Source organism: Thermoanaerobacterium thermosaccharolyticum DSM 571 (assembly GCF_000145615.1).
GTDB classification, from domain to species: Bacteria; Bacillota; Thermoanaerobacteria; order Thermoanaerobacterales; family Thermoanaerobacteraceae; genus Thermoanaerobacterium; species Thermoanaerobacterium thermosaccharolyticum.
The window spans coordinates 1,325,952-1,343,535 of the sequence record NC_014410.1 but is presented as its reverse complement, the minus strand read 5'-3'; the positions used below and the strand labels follow the sequence as shown (position 1 = coordinate 1,343,535).

Sequence of the window (17,584 nt, the reverse complement as noted above, 5' to 3'; positions counted from 1 at the left end):
ATAAGCTTTTAGTTTTTTTCAATCCATGATTTATAAACTTTTCTCAAATTATCAAATATATTCGATTTTTTAACATTTTGATTAGAAGTCAAAGACACAGTTTTAATCAGATTATTTCCATCGTAGATTTTAATTGTTCCGATTTTAGCACCGACTTTAATTGGAGCTTCTACATATTTATTTATGATAATTTCCTGTTTTATATTTTTAGCTTCCCCTTTCTTCAACAAGACATATTCATCAGTATTAGCAACTGCATTTATATAATCTTGTTCTCCTTTTAATACTTTTACTGTACCATAAATTTTTCCTGCTTCAACTACTTTTTTCGTTTCAAAGTTCGCAAATCCATAATCTAAAAGCTTTGAAGCTTCTTTGAATCTTGTATTAGAATCTGGTGCGCCGAATATTACTGCTATAAATCGAGTATCTCCTCTTTTTGCTGTTGCAGATAAACAATACAAAGCTTCTGAAGTAGAACCAGTTTTTATTCCATCAGCTCCCTGATATCTCCACAATAGCTTGTTAGTATTTGCTAAACTAAATTTTCCATTTCTAACTGAATCTATTTTATCTGTCAAATATTTAAATATTCCTTTATGTTTAACAAGTTCTCTTGAAATTAATGCAATATCATAAACAGAAGTATAATGATCCTTTTCAGGTAGCCCTGAAGCGTTTTTGAAATTAGTATTTTTTGCTCCAAGTTCTTTTGCACGTTTATTCATCTCTTCTACAAACTTTTCTTCACTGCCAGAGATATACTCTGCCAATGCTACTGAAGCATCATTAGCCGAATTCATAGCGACAGACTTTAATAAATCGTCTACTGTCATTTCTTCACCGACTTCTAAGTATATTTGTGTTCCTCCCATGTCAAAAGCATGCTCGCTTGTTACAACTTTGTCAGTAGTCTTAATTTTGCCAGAATCTAATGCCTCCATCACTAAAAGCATTGTCATTACTTTAGTAACACTTGCAGGAGGTAATTCTTCATGGCTATTTTTCTCATACAATACTTTTCCCGTACTTGCATCCATAAGAATGGCTGACTTAGATTTAAGATCAAAATTATCAGCATATGCAATATCTTCTGTTATTATTGTATAAATCAATGTAAATATCAAGATAAATGAAATTATCTTTTTCAGCATTGTATCCCTCCTCTTAAAATTATTTTATCTTAAGGAGGGATAATTATTCTGAAATTTTTATGCACGCGGATGTGACTTTTTGTATACTTCTTTAATCTTTGATTTTGAAATTAATGATATTAATTCATTTGAATTGACAGATTTATATCCAAGCATTTCTTGTACACTTCTTATATCCGCCCCATTTTCCAACAAATGCTTGGCAAAAGATCTTCTCAGTATGCTAGGAGTTATATCAAACCCCGGATTTACTATATCTGTGTACTCTTTTATAATTTTCCAACACCCCTGGCGAGTTAGTGCCTCACCTCTCATATTTAAGAAGAGATGGTCATTATTTTTAATATTTTTCCTTACAGACATATAATTTTGAAGTGCATCTACTGCAGATTCGCCAATTGGTATAAATCTTTCTTTTGCACTTTTGCAATATATGTAACCATAATTAAGATTAACATCATCTATGCGCAGTGATATTAATTCTGATACTTTTAGACCTGTTGCATATAGAACTTCTATTATTGCTTTATCTCTTAAACCTTTTTCGCTTTTCTCAAATTCATATGATAATAATTTATCAACTTGATCAATAGACAATGTTACAGGAACTTTTCTTTCTATTTTCGGTGCATCTAAAGTATATGCAGGTTCTTCATCAATTAATCTATTCATGAATAAATATTGATAAAATGATTTTATAGATGAAAGATGTCTTGAGATAGTCGCTTGTGATCTGTTCTTATGTTTTAACAAATTCATATAATTAATAATCGTAGCCTTTTTAACTTCAAAACATCCAATATTAATTTTTTCTAAATACTCTAAGAATTGTATAATATCTCTTTTGTATGAATCTACAGTATTATCGCTTAACTTTTTATCGTTTTTAAGATAATCAATAAAAGCTTGTACAACACTTACCATCAACATTACCCCTATTATATTTGATATAATAAATATTCAACAAAACTTTTAATTTTCCTTCATCTTTATTGAATAATATTTTTTAATAAATATAAAATATTTGGTGTTATATAAGCTTCAAATACACCACCTACTATCATCAATGAAAAAGCAGAATATATTATGAGTGTATACGTGACAAATTGAGAGAATAAGTCATTAACATTAAACCTTCGGTTTTTTAATATATACATAGAAAAATTTATACAGGTTGCTGAAATAAAAAATAATGAAATTAAAACTAAAATATTTTGTGGTAATATGGCAATTAAGGTAAATATAATACCTTTGTATTTAAACTGGTTAATTAAAAAACCAATAGAAAACCCTAATAAAAATCCTCTGATTCCAACAACGAGAAATATAAAAGGAATTCCAATAATCGTAGCACCAAGTAACCAAAGCACAAAAGTTGTTTCAAAATTATTTAATACAGATTGTTTAAATACTTCAATAGGAATTATTTTCATTTGACTGATTATTACATAAAAATTATCTATATATTTCATCATATTTTCTTTCTGTATATCATTTAATGTATTTATTGTAAAAGAGCCAGACGCTATTCCAATCATAAAAGACATTAAAATAATTATATATAGTATAGAATTATCTTTTATATGTTTAGAAATTTTTTCTTTTAAAACCTGCAAGGCAATGTCCTCCTCCTGCCTTAAATTATATTTAAATTTATGCTTGGAAGAAGGACAATATGACTAGCTCAAATTATTTTACCATAAATGCCGCCACCACCTGCTTTTACTTTTATATTTCCATATCTTGCATCTATAATATTCTTTGCCAATTTTTCACCTATACATTCTTTTAATTGCTCAAAAGGTGCTTCATGTAAAATATATATCTCACTTCCAACTTCGTTAAAAAGCTTTTTCATTGTTATAGAACCAATACCAGGTATAAATTCTAATGGAATTTGATAGATATATTCCGGTCTAAAAGTAGGATGCGACATTTTTTGATCTTTTATTTCATATATTCTATCTAAAACACCAAATACTACATTTTCACTGTTGCAATACGCACACTTATGAATAGGAGGATTTGTGTTCGAAATCTTACAGCAGTCAAGGCAAAATGTCCTGTGATATTTACCCAATGCAGGATTTAAACCATAATTTCTTATGATACCGCTTCTAGATTTAAGCATCATTTTTATGCTTTCAAAGTTAGGACATGATAAGTCAAAAACATTGAATTCTCTTCCTATTTTTTGCAGCGAATGAGCATCTGAATTGCTTAAAAAAACTTTGTAGCTTAATTCACTAAGCATATCAGCTAAATATGTATCAGAACTTAAACCAAGTTCTACAGCAAAGACTTCATCATAATATTCTTCAAAGATATAACTTAATCTATCAGTCGTACTTCCATAATAACTTTTATACGGCGTAAATACATGAGCAGGCACAACAAATCCATCGAAATCTTTTGCTATCTTTAATATTTCTACGCTATTCAGCCTGCATTTCTGTGTACTTAAGTTTATATTGCTGATATACTTAGATAATATGTTAGAAAAAGCTCTCATGGATTCAATGTCTTTTAAGAAACATAATAAATGTGGTGAACCATTTAACTCACCACCGACCTCTATCTCACATACCAATTGTAAAACAATCTTTTCTTTGTATATCAGCCCTCCCCCGTCTAACTGTTTTAGTACATCATTTTTAGCCAAATCATCTAACTCTTCTAAAATCTCGGGTACTGCACAATCCGCGATACCTACAATATCTATACCCTTTTCTATGCATTTTTCAAATATATTTTCTACTGTCAAACTAGGTGAGGCAGTAATTTTTACAGGTTTTCCATTCTTCGTTCTTCCCAAATGAACATGTAAATCAGCATTGTAGTACAATTTATATACCTCTTTTCATTTGATATAATACAACAGCGCTATAAGTGTTTTAGCATCTTCTATTAAACCATTTTCAATCATTTCTTTTATTTCATCAACGCTGTACTCATAAACATTTAAAAATTCATCAGGATCTGTATGAGGCGTACCTTTTTCCAAATCATTTGCCAAATATAAATGCAAAACCTCAGTAGAAAAACCTGGAGATGGATAAAACGAAAAAAGATGTTTTAGTTCCTTCGCTATATAGCCTGTTTCTTCCATCAGTTCTCTTTTTGCACATTCATCAGGTTTTTCTCCAATATTTAATTTCCCTGCTGGTATCTCTAACAACACTTTTTCGGCAGGCTTCCTATATTGCTTCACCATTATTATTTTACCATCTTTATTAATAGCTAATATAGAAACGCCACCTCCATGTTCCACTATCTCTCTTTTTGCAACTTTTCCATTTGGTAATACAACATCATCAATCCTTAGATTTATTATTCTACCAGAAAATATTGTATTCGAATTTTTAGTTGGCTCATTTAAATCCATTTTATACAACCCTCTCTATAAAGAATATTTTTTACATTAATTACATAATATAAAAACAAAGGAGATGAATTTAATGATTATATATGAAAATAAAATTTATTTTAAAGGAAAGTTTTATGAGCTTATCAAATTGCTCAATGAACTTTCTTTAAAATACAAAACATTTAACGAATTAATCAATTCCAAGTAATTTAGAACAATAAATTGCCGCCGCACCACATGCATCAAAAAATTCCTTTTCCTCATTGATTGTTCTTCCCATTGTTGTAAATTTTAAATCTTTTACTCCCAATAAAATATCACTAGCAATTTTAGGATCGATAAAATATTTATTAACTTTATCAAATGCATGGTTTTCTTTTAATTGTTTTTCCAAAATCAATTGTTTTTCATTTTTTAATGTAGGTATAATCATATTACAAGAGCTATTCAATAGCTCAATTACAGTAACTGTATGATGACTTATACCAATATGTCTTTTCCTTTTATCATTAAAACTAATTCGTGGTATCAAAATTGGGTTTCCTTTTAGCTTATTTATTGCATCTATTATACTGGCTTGGTCTATTCCAGAAAAACCATACTTTGTTCCCGTTCCAACTATACCGGGTCCCATGGCCACAATGGCTACATCACTCTTTACAATTTCTTTAGCGCATATCAATGATGAATAAATATTGACAGATTCAAAGTCACCACCAAATGCATGTCCCATAGTAATTGTACTGTCTATGATATTCTTTTCTTTTAAATAACTAACCGTATTGCTGAAAGAAATTGGTAAGCAGGCTGAATCAGACATTATATAAGCTATTTTTGCAGATGGCTTTAATTTTTTTAAAACTATCGCTGTTGGAGCTAACATGCTATGAAGTTCACCAACGATTACCGGCATACCATCTAAGTCTTTAAAATTGTTAAACATATCATGATATGGGCTATCTTGTTCTTCCACCGATAATACATTAATTTGCATGGGCGTATATCGTAATTTCATTATATGTCCAATCTTTTGAGAATTAATATTATCATATTTTGTATTTAAAATTACAAAATCATAGCCCCCTGTGCCTAAATTTAAATTTCTCGCTGTTTGATTTATGTATACTACATCATCAACATTTATTTCACCAGTAATCTCATTATAATTAATTGCTTTCGTTGTAACTCCATCTACATCTATTTCCACAAAACTGATATCATCTCTTCTTGATATAATATTTTTCACAATCCCTTTATTGATAAAAATCATTTTATTAGTCACGTCCTCTGCCAATCATATCTAAAAAATTTAAAAATCTATTCCCTTCAATTATTTTTGTTAAAGAATATTTTTCAGTAACAAAGTGAACTAAAATCAAGAATATCATTATAATTAATCTCACATTGAAATTAAATAACAAAACACTTGATATTCCTAATGTAAGCCCTAGAATATTAGAACCAGTATCGCCAAGCATAATCTTTCCTTTTAAATCCAGCGGCAAAAAAGCCATCACTGAACCTAAAACTATCATCAAAAGCTGTGGACCTCCTGAACCCGCTATTAAAAATAATATTGAGAAAAATAAAAATACTTTACATGCTCTTCCTGGTCTTAAATCTAGTAAATTTAAAAAATTAGTAAATAATGATATTACTATTGTATTTACCAATATATCAATTATTCTGTTGCTTAAATTTATACTTATGTATAACGATACAATAAGCCCAGTTATCGCTTTTAGACCACCGGTAGTTAATTTTAGATGAAGCAATGATTTTATGTGTCCTTTTAATCCGGTTACACTTCGATCTCCTAATAAATCATCAATCAATCCAACATAAGACATCAAAATTATCGAAAGCAAATAAATAGGCATTTTACTGTCATAGAAACCAATTAATGTTAAAATCATACTGCTAAAAAAAATTGTTGGTACAAATGCAATACCACCACAAACGGGAATTAAAATTTTTTTATAATTTGGTTTTAAACAAACATCTTTGTCTAAAATTTGAAAAATAAATTTTTGTATTATTGTCATTAATAATAAAGAAATAGTAAAAAAGAATAAGGAAGCCACATTATCACCTGTCCTTAAAAAAAGCCTTTATGAAAAGCACTTTTAAAATATCAATGAACTGCCTGCCCCTATGAATAAAACCCTTAAGGTCTCTTAAGGTAACAGAATGAGTCATATCAACGTCAATTTCTTTAATTTTATATCCCATATTTAGAATATCAATTGTCATACCAACTTCTATTCCATAACCGCTGTAAAATCTCTTTATTTTATCAAGTACTTCCTTTTTAAACACCCTCTGTCCAGATAGTGTTGAGTCAAAATCACAGCCTGTTAACAATTTTACCCCATATTTTGCAAGTCTTTTAACAAAACCGAAGCCTGATTTAACATTGACTTTTGGAAACCTTGCAACAGTCACATCCGCCTCGCCATTTATGACAGGCTCAATAAGCTTTATTACCTCCCTAGATGTTAAGCCCACATCTGCATCAATAAATGCTACCACATCATTTTTAACGTATTTTAACCCTTCTTTTAATGCTTTTCCTTTTCCGGAATTATTTTTAATATTGACTAGTTTTGCTCCAGCTTTTTTAGCCTTATCAGCAGTATCGTCAGTTGAACCATCATTCACTACTATGATCTCATCAATTTCCTTTATATTTTCCATTCCTCTTATTGTATCAACAATTCTATTGCTTTCATTAAAGGCAGGTATCAAAACACTAACTGACATCATTTCACCTCATTTGAATTTGTACTATTTTGATTCTGCTGTGTTGGCTCTATAAATGAATCTGGCATAATAGATGTATCGCCTGGTTTTATGCCATAATTTCCATCCTTACCTTGCATAACCATTATTAAAGAAGTTTGCCCTATGATTGTATCTATATTGTCAACTGTTGATAAATGCTGTTTTCTATATGCGTCCATATAAGAGTATTTTACATCACTTTGCTCTACTCCAACAATTGGCACATTTAAAATCTTAGCCTGCCTTATAATTGGTATATCTACTATATTTAAGTTGTTATTTTTAAGATTGCTACCTCCTGCTAAAACTATAAAATCCGTACTTCCAGGTGTTCCAGTAAAATCAATATATCCTTTATCTTTCAGATATGTTATTAGCTCGGCATCTTGTCCCGAAATTATAACATCTGTTAATTTCTGTGATAGAGTTTCTACAAGATGATTGCTGTCAACATTTCCATATTTAGATAGGTTGTTAAGCAGATCTGTTTTATCAGACTCATCTAAATTATTTAAATTATCTTTAAATATCGTAATTGAACTAATTGTCGCACCTGCTTTCATCAATGCATTTCGCAAACCTGGATATATAAAATCATTATTCGTTTCTATTATTGCTACTTTTACGCCATTTAAACGTCCTTTTACAAGTTCTGGAAATACTATTTTATTGTACTGATTCATATAGTCAAGCTGTTTATTTAAGCTCTGAACATTATCTTTTAAATTAGAATTTTCTGTCTGAATGTCTTTAAATTTTTGCTCCAACTGATTTATAATTGTATCCTGCTGTTCTGAAAAAACTTTTTGCCCGTCAAGCATAAATCCTATAAATATACCAATACCTAATGCCATAAAAATTGCTGCTATCGTTAAAACATAGTATCTAATATTAACGTTCATAAATCTCCTCCTAAAATCCAATTAAAAGCCTTATCCTCAATTGCAACAACTTTAGAAGCTGCTGCATGGGCGGTGAAAAATAAGCTATTACACTTAGTGGAACCATTGCTGCGAAAATTATGCTGAAAACATAAGACAATCTAAAATTCTCTCTGTATAACTTATTTACGCCTTTGGCATCAATTAGCTTAGAACCTATTTTAAGCCTAACAAGAAATGTGCTGGACATTCCCTTTCGTCCTTTTTCCAGAAAGTCTATCATGCTTGAGTGTGTACCAACTGCAACTATCAGATCCGCTCCTTTTTCATATGCTAAAAGCATTGCAATATCTTCACTAGTTCCAGGAGCTTTAAAGATATGCGCATCAAGACCTAAAGACTTTACTCTCTCTAATCCTGGAGATTTACCATTAGGATACGCATGAACTACTATTTCTTTTGCTTGTTTTAACGCTTTATCACTAACACTGTCCATATCCCCTACGATAATATCAGGAGTCAATCCAAATTCAAGTATTGCATCAGCACCACCATCAACACCTATTAGAATCGGTTTTACATCAGTTATATACTGTCTAATAGTATATAAGTCTTCTTTATAATCCTTGCCCCTAACAACAACTAATGCTTGCCTATCTTTAAATTTTGTTTTTACATCGGGTATTTCAATGTTACCTAAAATAAAAGATTTTTCTTTTTTGGCGTACTCAAGCGTATTTTCAATAAATTTGTCAAGCTCTACTTCAAGATTTTCTTTGCACTCCTCCATTTTATAATTAATAACATCATGTGTCAATAATTTACCTTTTTTTATTAATTTTCCATCCTTATATATCTCATTATCTATAATAGTGATTCTATCATTTTCTTTTAATAAGTCAAATATATCTTCACCAACTTCATCGATTATCGGTATACCAGCCTTATCTATAATCGATGGACCTAAATTTGGATATCTACCGCTTATTGACTTATTTGCATTTATTACTGCTAATATTTTCTTTTCAATTAGAGATTCTGCACCAATTTCATCAATATCTACATGATCTATGACAGCAATTTCGCCAGGTCCTATACGCTTCGCAAGATTTTTCGTTTTTTTATCTATTTTAACTGTGCCTGTAATTTGCATGGTTTAACCTCCATACATCTATTCTTTGTTTATTATAGCACAATTTTAAACAAGGTAAAACAATAAAATACGGTGAAGGTCTCACCGTACTTTATTAACTCACCTTTAAACTTAATCTTAATTTATCAGCGATAAGTGCTATAAACTCAGAATTTGTTGGCTTACCTTTTTCATCATTTATTGTATAACCAAATAAGTCATTTAAAACATCAACTTTACCTCTGCTCCATGCAACTTCAATTGCATGTCTAATTGCTCGTTCTACCCTGCTGGGAGTCGTCTCATATTTTTCTGCTATCTTAGGGTACAATAATTTTGTTACCGAATTTAGATATTCAATATTACTGATAACCAATGTAATCGCATCTCTTAAGTATAAATAGCCTTTAATATGTGCTGGTATACCTACATCGTGTATAACCTGTGTAATCAAAGTCTCCAAATCAGCTGATTTTTTCTCTCCTATGACTGGCATAATAGCTTTTGAAACTACATCTGTTTGATATTCCATTATTTCTGTTATTCTCTTTGAAAGCAATTCCAAATCAAACGGTTTTAGAATATAGTAATCTGCTCCAAGGCCTATCGCCCTCTGTGTAATTTTTTCTTGTCCCACTGCCGAAAGTATTATTATTTTGGGCTTTTTTACTTTTAATTCGTTTAGTTTCTCTAATACCCCAATACCATCTAAATACGGCATTATGATATCTAAGATTAATAAATCCAATTCATTATTCTGTATTAAATTTATTGCTTGGTTGCCGTCATTTGCAGTGCCTATTATCTCAATATTTTCTTTCGACGATAAATAGTCCACCATGATATTGACAAATTCCTTATTATCATCACAAATTCCTAGCTTAATTTTTTTTAACAAGAAACGCCCCTCCTTATGCCTTTTTTCTTTATAAAAAAACAAATCTACTTTATAATATTCTACAAAAAAATTTAATTTCCTTCTTTTAACAATAAAAATATTAGGGAAAATTTTCTTCCCTAATTATAAAATACATTCTTGTCACTTTGTAAATTTTTCATTTCATTTATCATCCATTCTGCATAAACAGCATAACCTTTCGAAGGATCATTTACAAATACATGCGTTACCGCTCCAATAAGCTTTCCATTTTGTATTATTGGGCTTCCACTCATCCCCTGCACTATTCCTCCTGTTTTATTTAGCAAATCTTTATCTACAACTTTAATTATCATTCCTTTTTGATTTGGATTTTTCTGCTCTACTTTTTTTACAATTTGTATATCAAATTCTTTAACTCCTGTATTATCAATTGTTGTTAAAATTTTTGCAGATCCTTCTTTAACTTGGGATTGATAACCTATCGGAATCTGTTTTCCAACCATGTCATTTATATTTTTATATACTTTGCCGTATATTCCATATTCAGTATTCTTTTCAATATTTCCTATATTATCAACTTCTTCTAAAAAAATTCCACTCAACTCTCCAGGACTGCTTCTTTTCCCTTTATTAATAGATATTATTCTTGATTTCATTATTTGACCATTATTTACTGATAATATATCTCCTGTATCAACATCCGTTATTGCATGCCCTAAAGCTGCATAAAATCTTTTATCTGTAGAATAAAATGTTAATGTTCCAATTCCAGCAGTGTGATCTCTCACCCACAATCCTAACTTGTATTTTTCATCTTCCTTAGCCAACACAGGGTGTATTTTAGCATATACAATATTACCTTTTCTATTTATTTTTAAAGTAACAGGCAAACCTTTTTGATTATTTATAATATTCGTGATATCGTCGGCACAGCTAATCTTTATATTATTAACCTCAAGAATAATATCACCTATTTGTATTTTACCCTCTCTATATGGGCTATATATTCTGTCATCTGTGCCTATTATATCTGAGTATCCAACGACAAGTGCTCCTTTTGTATTGAGTCTAACTCCAATTGATTGTCCACCAGGAATAACATTTATTGTTGGTATAACATCAACAGAAACATTTTTTATTGGCAAAATTCCAAAAAGTTTAAAATTTATATTTACCTTTCCACGATTTAATGTTTCAACAGAAAATGGTTTTCCCAGATTTAATATATTTTTATTATCGTTATTAATAATCTTAACAATACCTTTTTTATCTGTATAAAAGCCAACTTTCAGAGGTAGATTAAAATTAAAATTTACTTTCTCTCCTTCAAAAAATTTAAAATAAGTGGGAGTTTGGTAAATACCTTTAATTGCTGGTATATAATTAACATATATAATTAAAGCTGATAAAAAAATAAAAATTAAATATTTAAATTTATTCCGATTCAATTTAATCACTCCCTCATTTAATTTTGCTAAGATTAAATTAACCTTTTAATATGATTTATATACTGTCAATAAAAAGCTAGATTTCTAAGTTAATTAATAACTTTTTTTCAAAAAATAAAAAAAATACGGTTTTAAACCCGTATATTTACCTTTGTCTTATAGAATTTTTATATTTTTGTGCCAAATCAATTAATTCTTTTGAATGATTATAAGTAGTATCTGTCATAATTGAACCACTTATTATTCGTGATAATTCTTTTATTTTTCCTTCGTAATTAAGCTTTTCAATTTTTATATATGTTTTATCTTTATTAACTTCTTTTGTAATTTTATAATGTGCATCAGCCATAGAAGTAATTTGTGGCAAATGTGTAACGCATATAACTTGATGATTTCTTGATATTAAAGCTATTTTCTCTGCAACTGCCTGTGCCGCTTTACCACTAATTCCCGTATCAACTTCGTCAAATATCAACGTTGAAATACCATCAAAATCTGCTAAAATTGTTTTAAGAGCTAACATTATCCTAGATAGCTCACCACCAGATGCTATCTTTTCAAGTGGTTTTAATGGTTCTCCAATGTTAGTTGAAATCAAAAATTCTACATCATCCATTCCATTTTCGTTTGGTACATCTTTTTTTCTGATATCAACTTTGAATATTGTATTGGGCATATTCAACTCACTTAATACAGTACTGATTTTCTTTTCAAGGAAATCTGCCACATTTCTTCTTTTTAAATGTAATTCATCAGATAATTTTTTTATCTTAGCCATTATTTTTTCTTTTTCTTCATTTATTTTATTAATTTCTTTTTCCGCATTTAACAATTTTAACAATTCGTCATTTTTTTCCTCTTTATATTTAATTATTTCTTCTATCGTTCGTCCATATTTTCTTTTAAGATTATTTAACAAATCCAATCTTTTTTCAATTTCATTTAAATTATCTGCATTAAAGTCAATATTTTCTACATAATCTCTTATTTGTAAGGAGCAATCTTCCAATGTATATAAGACACTTTCAACCATATCTTTCAATTTTTCAAGTTTTTTATCTATTCGAAATGAAGTATCTAAATTTTTCAAAACAGTGCTAAGTCTATCAACGATAGAAGTATTATCTTCTATACCTTTGTAAAGCAAATTATACGACTCATTCATATAATTAAATAGTTTTTCAGAGTTCATCAATATATTGCGCTTTTCAATTAAATCATCCTCTTCTCCTGGCTTTATGTTAGCTGATTCAATTTCGTTTATTTGATATTTTAGAAGATCTATCCTTGATATTTTTTCTTTATCATCCAAATTAAATTCTTTTAATTTATTATTTAAAGAATTATATTTTTCCAGCAAATCCTTGATCATATTTTTTATTCTAAAAAAATCTTTATCCTGAAAATTATCTAATATCGACATATGTTTACTGTTATCAAGAAGAAACTGATGCTCATGCTGCCCCAAAATGTCTACTAAATACGTACCAAGCTTATTCAAAAAAGATAATGATACGATTCTACCATTGACTCTGCAATAGTTTCTTCCATTTTCAGTTATATCTCTACTTATTATTAGAGTATCATCTTCCTCATATTCGATACCAGCTTCATCAAGAATGTTATGTATTAAGTCCCTGTGGGAATTTATTAAAAAAATACCTTCTACCGTTGCCTTTTGAGTGCCATTCCGTATTATATCTTTGTTTGCCCTTCCACCCAGCAAAAGCATCATTGAATCAATAACAATAGATTTACCGGCACCTGTTTCGCCGGTAAGTATGTTTAAACCATCTTCAAATTTTATCTCGGCTTCTTCAATTAACGCTATATTTTTTATACTCAGTGCAAGGATCATAATAATCCCCCTTAAAAACTATTCATTTAATTAACTCATTAATTCTATCAATAATTTCTTTTATGGAATCTTCCGATCTTACTAACATAAATATCGTATTGTCACCAGCAAGCGTTCCTACAACTTCATTCCAGTTTAATGTATCCAATGCTTCCGCAGCCGCAGGTGCCGTACCTGAAAGTGTTTTAATGACTATTGTGTTCCCGGCATAATCTATGCTTACAATTCCAGACAAAAGTGCAACTAATTTGTCAGTAACTTTATTATCTGGATTTTTCATAGATGCATACTTATATTTTTTACCATCAGCGCTCAATACTTTTATTAGCCTTAATTCTTTTATATCACGGGATACTGTCGCTTGAGTTACTTTTATCCCTTCTTTTTGAAGGGCATCAGCTAATTCTTCCTGAGTTTCAATTTCATTTTTGCTTATTATCTCAAGAATTTTTGCGTGTCTAGCTAACTTCATCATTCTTACACTCCTTGTTATATGTTAATATTTCTCTCTGATAACTTGCTACGCAATAAATCGAAGAAATTTGTATTTTTAAGTCGTATTAAATTAGTATATTTATTACTCTTCCTTATATAAATAGTATCACCACTGTCTAGTTTATAACCCTGCTGTCCATCGGTTGTTATCATTACATCTTGATTCTCTCCCACTATTACAAGCTTTACTCTATCTTTTTCTGATACAATTATTGAGCGCGAATGCAATGTATGAGGACATATTGGTGTTATGACAAACAATTCTAGGTTCGGATACACGATAGGCCCTCCTGCAGATAAAGAATATGCAGTTGAACCTGTTGGACTGGATATAATAATTCCGTCTGCTAAATAAGTATTCACATATTGTTCATTTACAAATGCTTTTAATTTTACCATCCTGGAAAAAGAACCCCTAGTTACAACAATATCATTTAAAGCAATAAAATTAACTACTTCCATATTATCTTTAACAACACTTGCTTCCAACATCATCCTTTTATCAATTGAAAATTCCCCTTTGATTATCTTTTCTACCGCTTCATATACATTTTCATTGTCAACCTCTGCTAAAAATCCCAGATGTCCTAAATTAACGCCGAGAATTGGAGTCGAATATGATGCACATTGTCTGGCAACGTTTAAAATCGTACCATCACCACCTAAAACTACAATGAAATCGCTGACTTCAAAAATTTCTGAAGTACTTTTGCCATATTCAGCATAACCAATTTTCGATGCAATAACTTCATTTAAAACAGGATTATTACCATGTTCAATAATCCAGCTGACAAGACTTTGGGTCATCCTTAAATTTTTATCTTTGTGTACATTAGGTATAACGCAAATATTTTTCATTCAATCACCACATATTTAAAAACTTAAATTCATAATTCTACAAAATTTTTAAATATCCTTCTTTTTATAACTTTTTATTTTTATTAAGTATATCATGCGACATTTCTACTAATTTTTCAACATCAATTTCAATGAAATTGGTATCATTATTTTTTGCATAAATTAAATACTCAATATTTCCCTCTGGGCCTTTTATAGGAGAAAAAGTAATTCCCTGAATACCAAATGATAGTCCTCTTAATACATCAATAACTTTATTTATAACTTCTATATGGACGCTTCGGTCCTTTACAACACCATTTTTCCCAACTTTTTCTCTCCCAGCTTCAAATTGCGGCTTTATGAGAGATACTAATTCACCATCATTTTTCAAGAATTTCTTAATTGCCGGTATTACAATAGCAAGTGATATAAAAGACACATCTATAGTCACTATATCGACAACATCAGGTAAATCATTAAGATAACGTATATTAGTTCTTTCCATGTTTACAACACGTTTATCATTTCTTAAGCTCCAATCTAGCTGGCCATATCCAACATCAATAGCATATACCTTTCTAGCACCATTTTTTAATAAACAATCTGTAAATCCACCAGTAGATGCTCCAACATCCATTGCGATTTTATCTTTTACATCAATTTTAAAATATTTTATCGCTTTCTCAAGCTTTAAACCTCCACGACTAACATAAGGGTTGGATTTACCTTTTACTTCCAGTATTGAATTAACGCTGATTATATCTCCAGCCTTATTTACCCTTTTGCCATCTGCAAATATTTCTCCTGCCATAATTGAAGCTTTAGCCTTTTCGCGAGATGTAAAAAAACCTTTCTTCACTAATAATATATCTGCTCTTTCTTTTTCCTTCATGATATCACCAATTCAATAATTTTTTCTGCCAGAGAATCACTATCTAATCTATACTTTTTAAATAAGCTATCCACATCGCCATGCTCAATAAATTTATCTGGAAAACCAAATCTATAGAACTTTTTATAAATCTTGTTATCGCTAAGAAGCTCTAATATAGCACTGCCTACACCGCCTACTATTACATTATCTTCAACAGTAAATATATAATCAACTTTTTTTGAAATCCCCAAGATCGTCTCAATATCAAGGGGCTTTACGAATCTTAGATTCACTAAATATGGATTTACAGAATTTTTTTGAAGTTTATCTATAGCATCTATTGCAATATTAACCATCCTACCAAGTGCAAAAATAGCCACATTACTACCTTCGCGTATAACTTCAGCTTTGCCTAATTTAAAGCTCACTTTTCTTTTGCTATCATAATCACCTGCATTTCCTTTTGGATACCTTATTGCGCAAGGTCCCTGCATCATACTTGATAATTTAATCATTTCAACAAATTCATTGGCATCTTTAGGAGCCATAATAGTCATGTTCGGTATCATCCTTAAAAATGAAACATCAAACACACCTTGATGTGTTTCACCATCTTCTCCTACAAGACCAGCTCTATCTATCGCCAAAACTACAGGCAAATTTTGTATACATATATCATGTATTACTTGGTCAAATGCTCTTTGCAAAAACGTTGAATATACAGCAAAATATGGCTTATAGCCATTGATGGCCATACCCGCTGCGAATGTGGCTGCATGTTGCTCGGCTATTCCTACATCATAAAATCTGTTGGGAAACTTTTCAGCAAAATAGTTTAATCCCGTACCATCAGGCATTGCAGCAGTTATCGCTACAATTTTATCATTTTTCGTAGCCAAATCTGTTAAAGTTTTACCAAATACATCAGAATATGTATCATAATTTTTTTTCTTAAACTCGCCTGTATTTATATTAAATGGAACTGCTGAATGAAATTTATCAGGATTCTCTTCAGCAAACACATAACCTTTGCCTTTTTTTGTTATTACATGTATAAATATCGGCCCTTCCATTTTTTTTGCCCTTTTTAATACGTCAATTAGAGAATCAAGGTCATGGCCATCAATAGGTCCTAAATATGTAAATCCCATCTCTTCAAAAAACATGCCGGGAACAAATAATTGTTTTATGGAATCTTTAATCTTTTCTATAGATTTGTGAATGCTTTTGCCTATTGGAGGTATCAAATTTAATATATTCTCCAAATCCCGTTTTAACTTAAAATAATTGGGATCCGTTCTCAATTTACTTAAATACAGCGAAAGACTTCCAACATTTTTTGATATTGACATTTCATTGTGATTCAATATCACAATTAGGTTAGTTTTTGATCTGCCAGCATCATTTAAAGCCTCAAAAGCCATGCCACCAGTAAGTGCACCATCTCCAATAACAGATATAACAGAATATTTTTCGTTATTTAGATCCCTTGCTTTTGCTATCCCTAAAGCGGCAGATATTGATGTACTGCTATGGCCTGTCTCAAATATATCATGTACGCTTTCGTTTCTTTTTGGAAATCCTGATAATCCTCCAAATTTTCTTAAACCATCAAATAAATCACGCCTTCCAGTTAAAATCTTATGTACATAGCTTTGGTGACCAACATCCCAAATAATTTTATCTGTAGGTGAATCAAATACATAATGAAGTGCAATTGTTAACTCAACAACCCCAAGATTGGATGCAAGATGTCCACCTGTCTTTGATATTTGTTCTATTAAAAAACTACGTATCTCTTTTGATAAAGCTTCTAGTTCAGCTACACTGTATTTTTTTATATCGTTTGGTGTATTAATTCTTTCGAGCAT

At 30.2% G+C, this 17,584-nt stretch carries 17 protein-coding genes; all 17 read right to left on the bottom strand.

Features of this window, described 5'->3' with window-relative positions:
• Nucleotides 1–8 precede the first annotated feature (8 nt).
• A complete protein-coding gene (locus TTHE_RS06605) occupies nt 9–1,154 on the bottom strand; it encodes a D-alanyl-D-alanine carboxypeptidase family protein (RefSeq protein ID WP_013297812.1) in 1,146 nt (381 codons plus the stop codon).
• 57 nt (nt 1,155–1,211) lie between these two features.
• Nucleotides 1,212–2,081, bottom strand: coding sequence for a tyrosine-type recombinase/integrase (locus TTHE_RS06600; protein WP_190317028.1), 870 nt, complete (start codon nt 2,079–2,081; stop codon nt 1,212–1,214).
• A 62-nt stretch (nt 2,082–2,143) separates the two neighbouring features.
• Nucleotides 2,144–2,770 (bottom strand): stage II sporulation protein M, encoded by a 627-nt coding sequence (spoIIM, locus tag TTHE_RS06595; protein WP_013297810.1) that lies wholly within the window; start codon nt 2,768–2,770, stop codon nt 2,144–2,146.
• A 68-nt stretch (nt 2,771–2,838) separates the two neighbouring features.
• On the bottom strand, nt 2,839–3,999 hold the full coding sequence (locus TTHE_RS06590; RefSeq protein ID WP_013297809.1) for an endonuclease Q family protein: 1,161 nt from the start codon (nt 3,997–3,999) through the stop codon (nt 2,839–2,841).
• 15 nt (nt 4,000–4,014) lie between these two features.
• Nucleotides 4,015–4,539, bottom strand: a complete 525-nt coding sequence (locus TTHE_RS06585) for an NUDIX hydrolase (protein ID WP_013297808.1) — start codon at nt 4,537–4,539, stop codon at nt 4,015–4,017.
• 172 nt (nt 4,540–4,711) lie between these two features.
• The gene (locus TTHE_RS06580; protein WP_013297806.1) at nt 4,712–5,791 is read right to left on the bottom strand and encodes a DUF3866 family protein; all 1,080 of its coding nucleotides are present in this window, start codon (nt 5,789–5,791) and stop codon (nt 4,712–4,714) included.
• A 4-nt stretch (nt 5,792–5,795) separates the two neighbouring features.
• Complete coding sequence (locus tag TTHE_RS06575; protein ID WP_225624128.1) at nt 5,796–6,437, bottom strand: MraY family glycosyltransferase; 642 nt, start codon at nt 6,435–6,437, stop codon at nt 5,796–5,798.
• Nucleotides 6,438–6,609: 172 nt separating this feature from the next.
• A complete protein-coding gene (locus tag TTHE_RS06570) occupies nt 6,610–7,284 on the bottom strand; it encodes a glycosyltransferase family 2 protein (RefSeq protein WP_013297804.1) in 675 nt (224 codons plus the stop codon).
• The gene (locus TTHE_RS06565; protein ID WP_013297803.1) at nt 7,284–8,207 is read right to left on the bottom strand and encodes a copper transporter; all 924 of its coding nucleotides are present in this window, start codon (nt 8,205–8,207) and stop codon (nt 7,284–7,286) included. The genes TTHE_RS06570 and TTHE_RS06565 overlap by 1 nt, the downstream gene beginning before the upstream one ends.
• A gap of 10 nt (nt 8,208–8,217) precedes the next feature.
• Complete coding sequence (steA, locus tag TTHE_RS06560) at nt 8,218–9,339, bottom strand: putative cytokinetic ring protein SteA (RefSeq protein ID WP_013297802.1); 1,122 nt, start codon at nt 9,337–9,339, stop codon at nt 8,218–8,220.
• 94 nt (nt 9,340–9,433) lie between these two features.
• On the bottom strand, nt 9,434–10,216 hold the full coding sequence (gene spo0A / locus TTHE_RS06555) for a sporulation transcription factor Spo0A (RefSeq protein WP_013297801.1): 783 nt from the start codon (nt 10,214–10,216) through the stop codon (nt 9,434–9,436).
• A 119-nt stretch (nt 10,217–10,335) separates the two neighbouring features.
• The gene (spoIVB, locus tag TTHE_RS06550; protein ID WP_013297800.1) at nt 10,336–11,646 is read right to left on the bottom strand and encodes a SpoIVB peptidase; all 1,311 of its coding nucleotides are present in this window, start codon (nt 11,644–11,646) and stop codon (nt 10,336–10,338) included.
• 145 nt (nt 11,647–11,791) lie between these two features.
• The gene (gene recN, locus TTHE_RS06545; protein ID WP_013297799.1) at nt 11,792–13,504 is read right to left on the bottom strand and encodes a DNA repair protein RecN; all 1,713 of its coding nucleotides are present in this window, start codon (nt 13,502–13,504) and stop codon (nt 11,792–11,794) included.
• A 22-nt stretch (nt 13,505–13,526) separates the two neighbouring features.
• A complete protein-coding gene (locus TTHE_RS06540) occupies nt 13,527–13,979 on the bottom strand; it encodes an arginine repressor (RefSeq protein ID WP_013297798.1) in 453 nt (150 codons plus the stop codon).
• A 14-nt stretch (nt 13,980–13,993) separates the two neighbouring features.
• A complete protein-coding gene (locus tag TTHE_RS06535; RefSeq protein WP_013297797.1) occupies nt 13,994–14,857 on the bottom strand; it encodes an NAD(+)/NADH kinase in 864 nt (287 codons plus the stop codon).
• A gap of 64 nt (nt 14,858–14,921) precedes the next feature.
• Nucleotides 14,922–15,731: a TlyA family RNA methyltransferase gene (locus TTHE_RS06530; RefSeq protein ID WP_013297796.1), complete on the bottom strand. Its 810-nt coding sequence runs from the start codon at nt 15,729–15,731 to the stop codon at nt 14,922–14,924.
• Nucleotides 15,728–17,584 (bottom strand): 1-deoxy-D-xylulose-5-phosphate synthase, encoded by a 1,857-nt coding sequence (gene dxs / locus TTHE_RS06525; protein WP_013297795.1) that lies wholly within the window; start codon nt 17,582–17,584, stop codon nt 15,728–15,730. The genes TTHE_RS06530 and dxs overlap by 4 nt, the downstream gene beginning before the upstream one ends.

What these genes read in the sequence shown, in the direction of transcription:
- TTHE_RS06540 (WP_013297798.1), bottom strand. Translation starts at nt 13,979, where the DNA reads ATGATGAAGTTAGCTAGACACGCAAAAATTCTTGAGATAATAAGCAAA.
- TTHE_RS06535 (WP_013297797.1), bottom strand. Translation starts at nt 14,857, where the DNA reads ATGAAAAATATTTGCGTTATACCTAATGTACACAAAGATAAAAATTTA.
- dxs (WP_013297795.1), bottom strand. Translation starts at nt 17,584, where the DNA reads ATGCTCGAAAGAATTAATACACCAAACGATATAAAAAAATACAGTGTA.
- TTHE_RS06605 (WP_013297812.1), bottom strand. Translation starts at nt 1,154, where the DNA reads ATGCTGAAAAAGATAATTTCATTTATCTTGATATTTACATTGATTTAT.
- recN (WP_013297799.1), bottom strand. Translation starts at nt 13,504, where the DNA reads ATGATCCTTGCACTGAGTATAAAAAATATAGCGTTAATTGAAGAAGCC.
- TTHE_RS06570 (WP_013297804.1), bottom strand. Translation starts at nt 7,284, where the DNA reads ATGTCAGTTAGTGTTTTGATACCTGCCTTTAATGAAAGCAATAGAATT.
- TTHE_RS06585 (WP_013297808.1), bottom strand. Translation starts at nt 4,539, where the DNA reads ATGGATTTAAATGAGCCAACTAAAAATTCGAATACAATATTTTCTGGT.
- steA (WP_013297802.1), bottom strand. Translation starts at nt 9,339, where the DNA reads ATGCAAATTACAGGCACAGTTAAAATAGATAAAAAAACGAAAAATCTT.
- TTHE_RS06575 (WP_225624128.1), bottom strand. Translation starts at nt 6,437, where the DNA reads ATGATTTTAACATTAATTGGTTTCTATGACAGTAAAATGCCTATTTAT.
- TTHE_RS06530 (WP_013297796.1), bottom strand. Translation starts at nt 15,731, where the DNA reads ATGAAGGAAAAAGAAAGAGCAGATATATTATTAGTGAAGAAAGGTTTT.
- TTHE_RS06580 (WP_013297806.1), bottom strand. Translation starts at nt 5,791, where the DNA reads ATGATTTTTATCAATAAAGGGATTGTGAAAAATATTATATCAAGAAGA.
- TTHE_RS06565 (WP_013297803.1), bottom strand. Translation starts at nt 8,207, where the DNA reads ATGAACGTTAATATTAGATACTATGTTTTAACGATAGCAGCAATTTTT.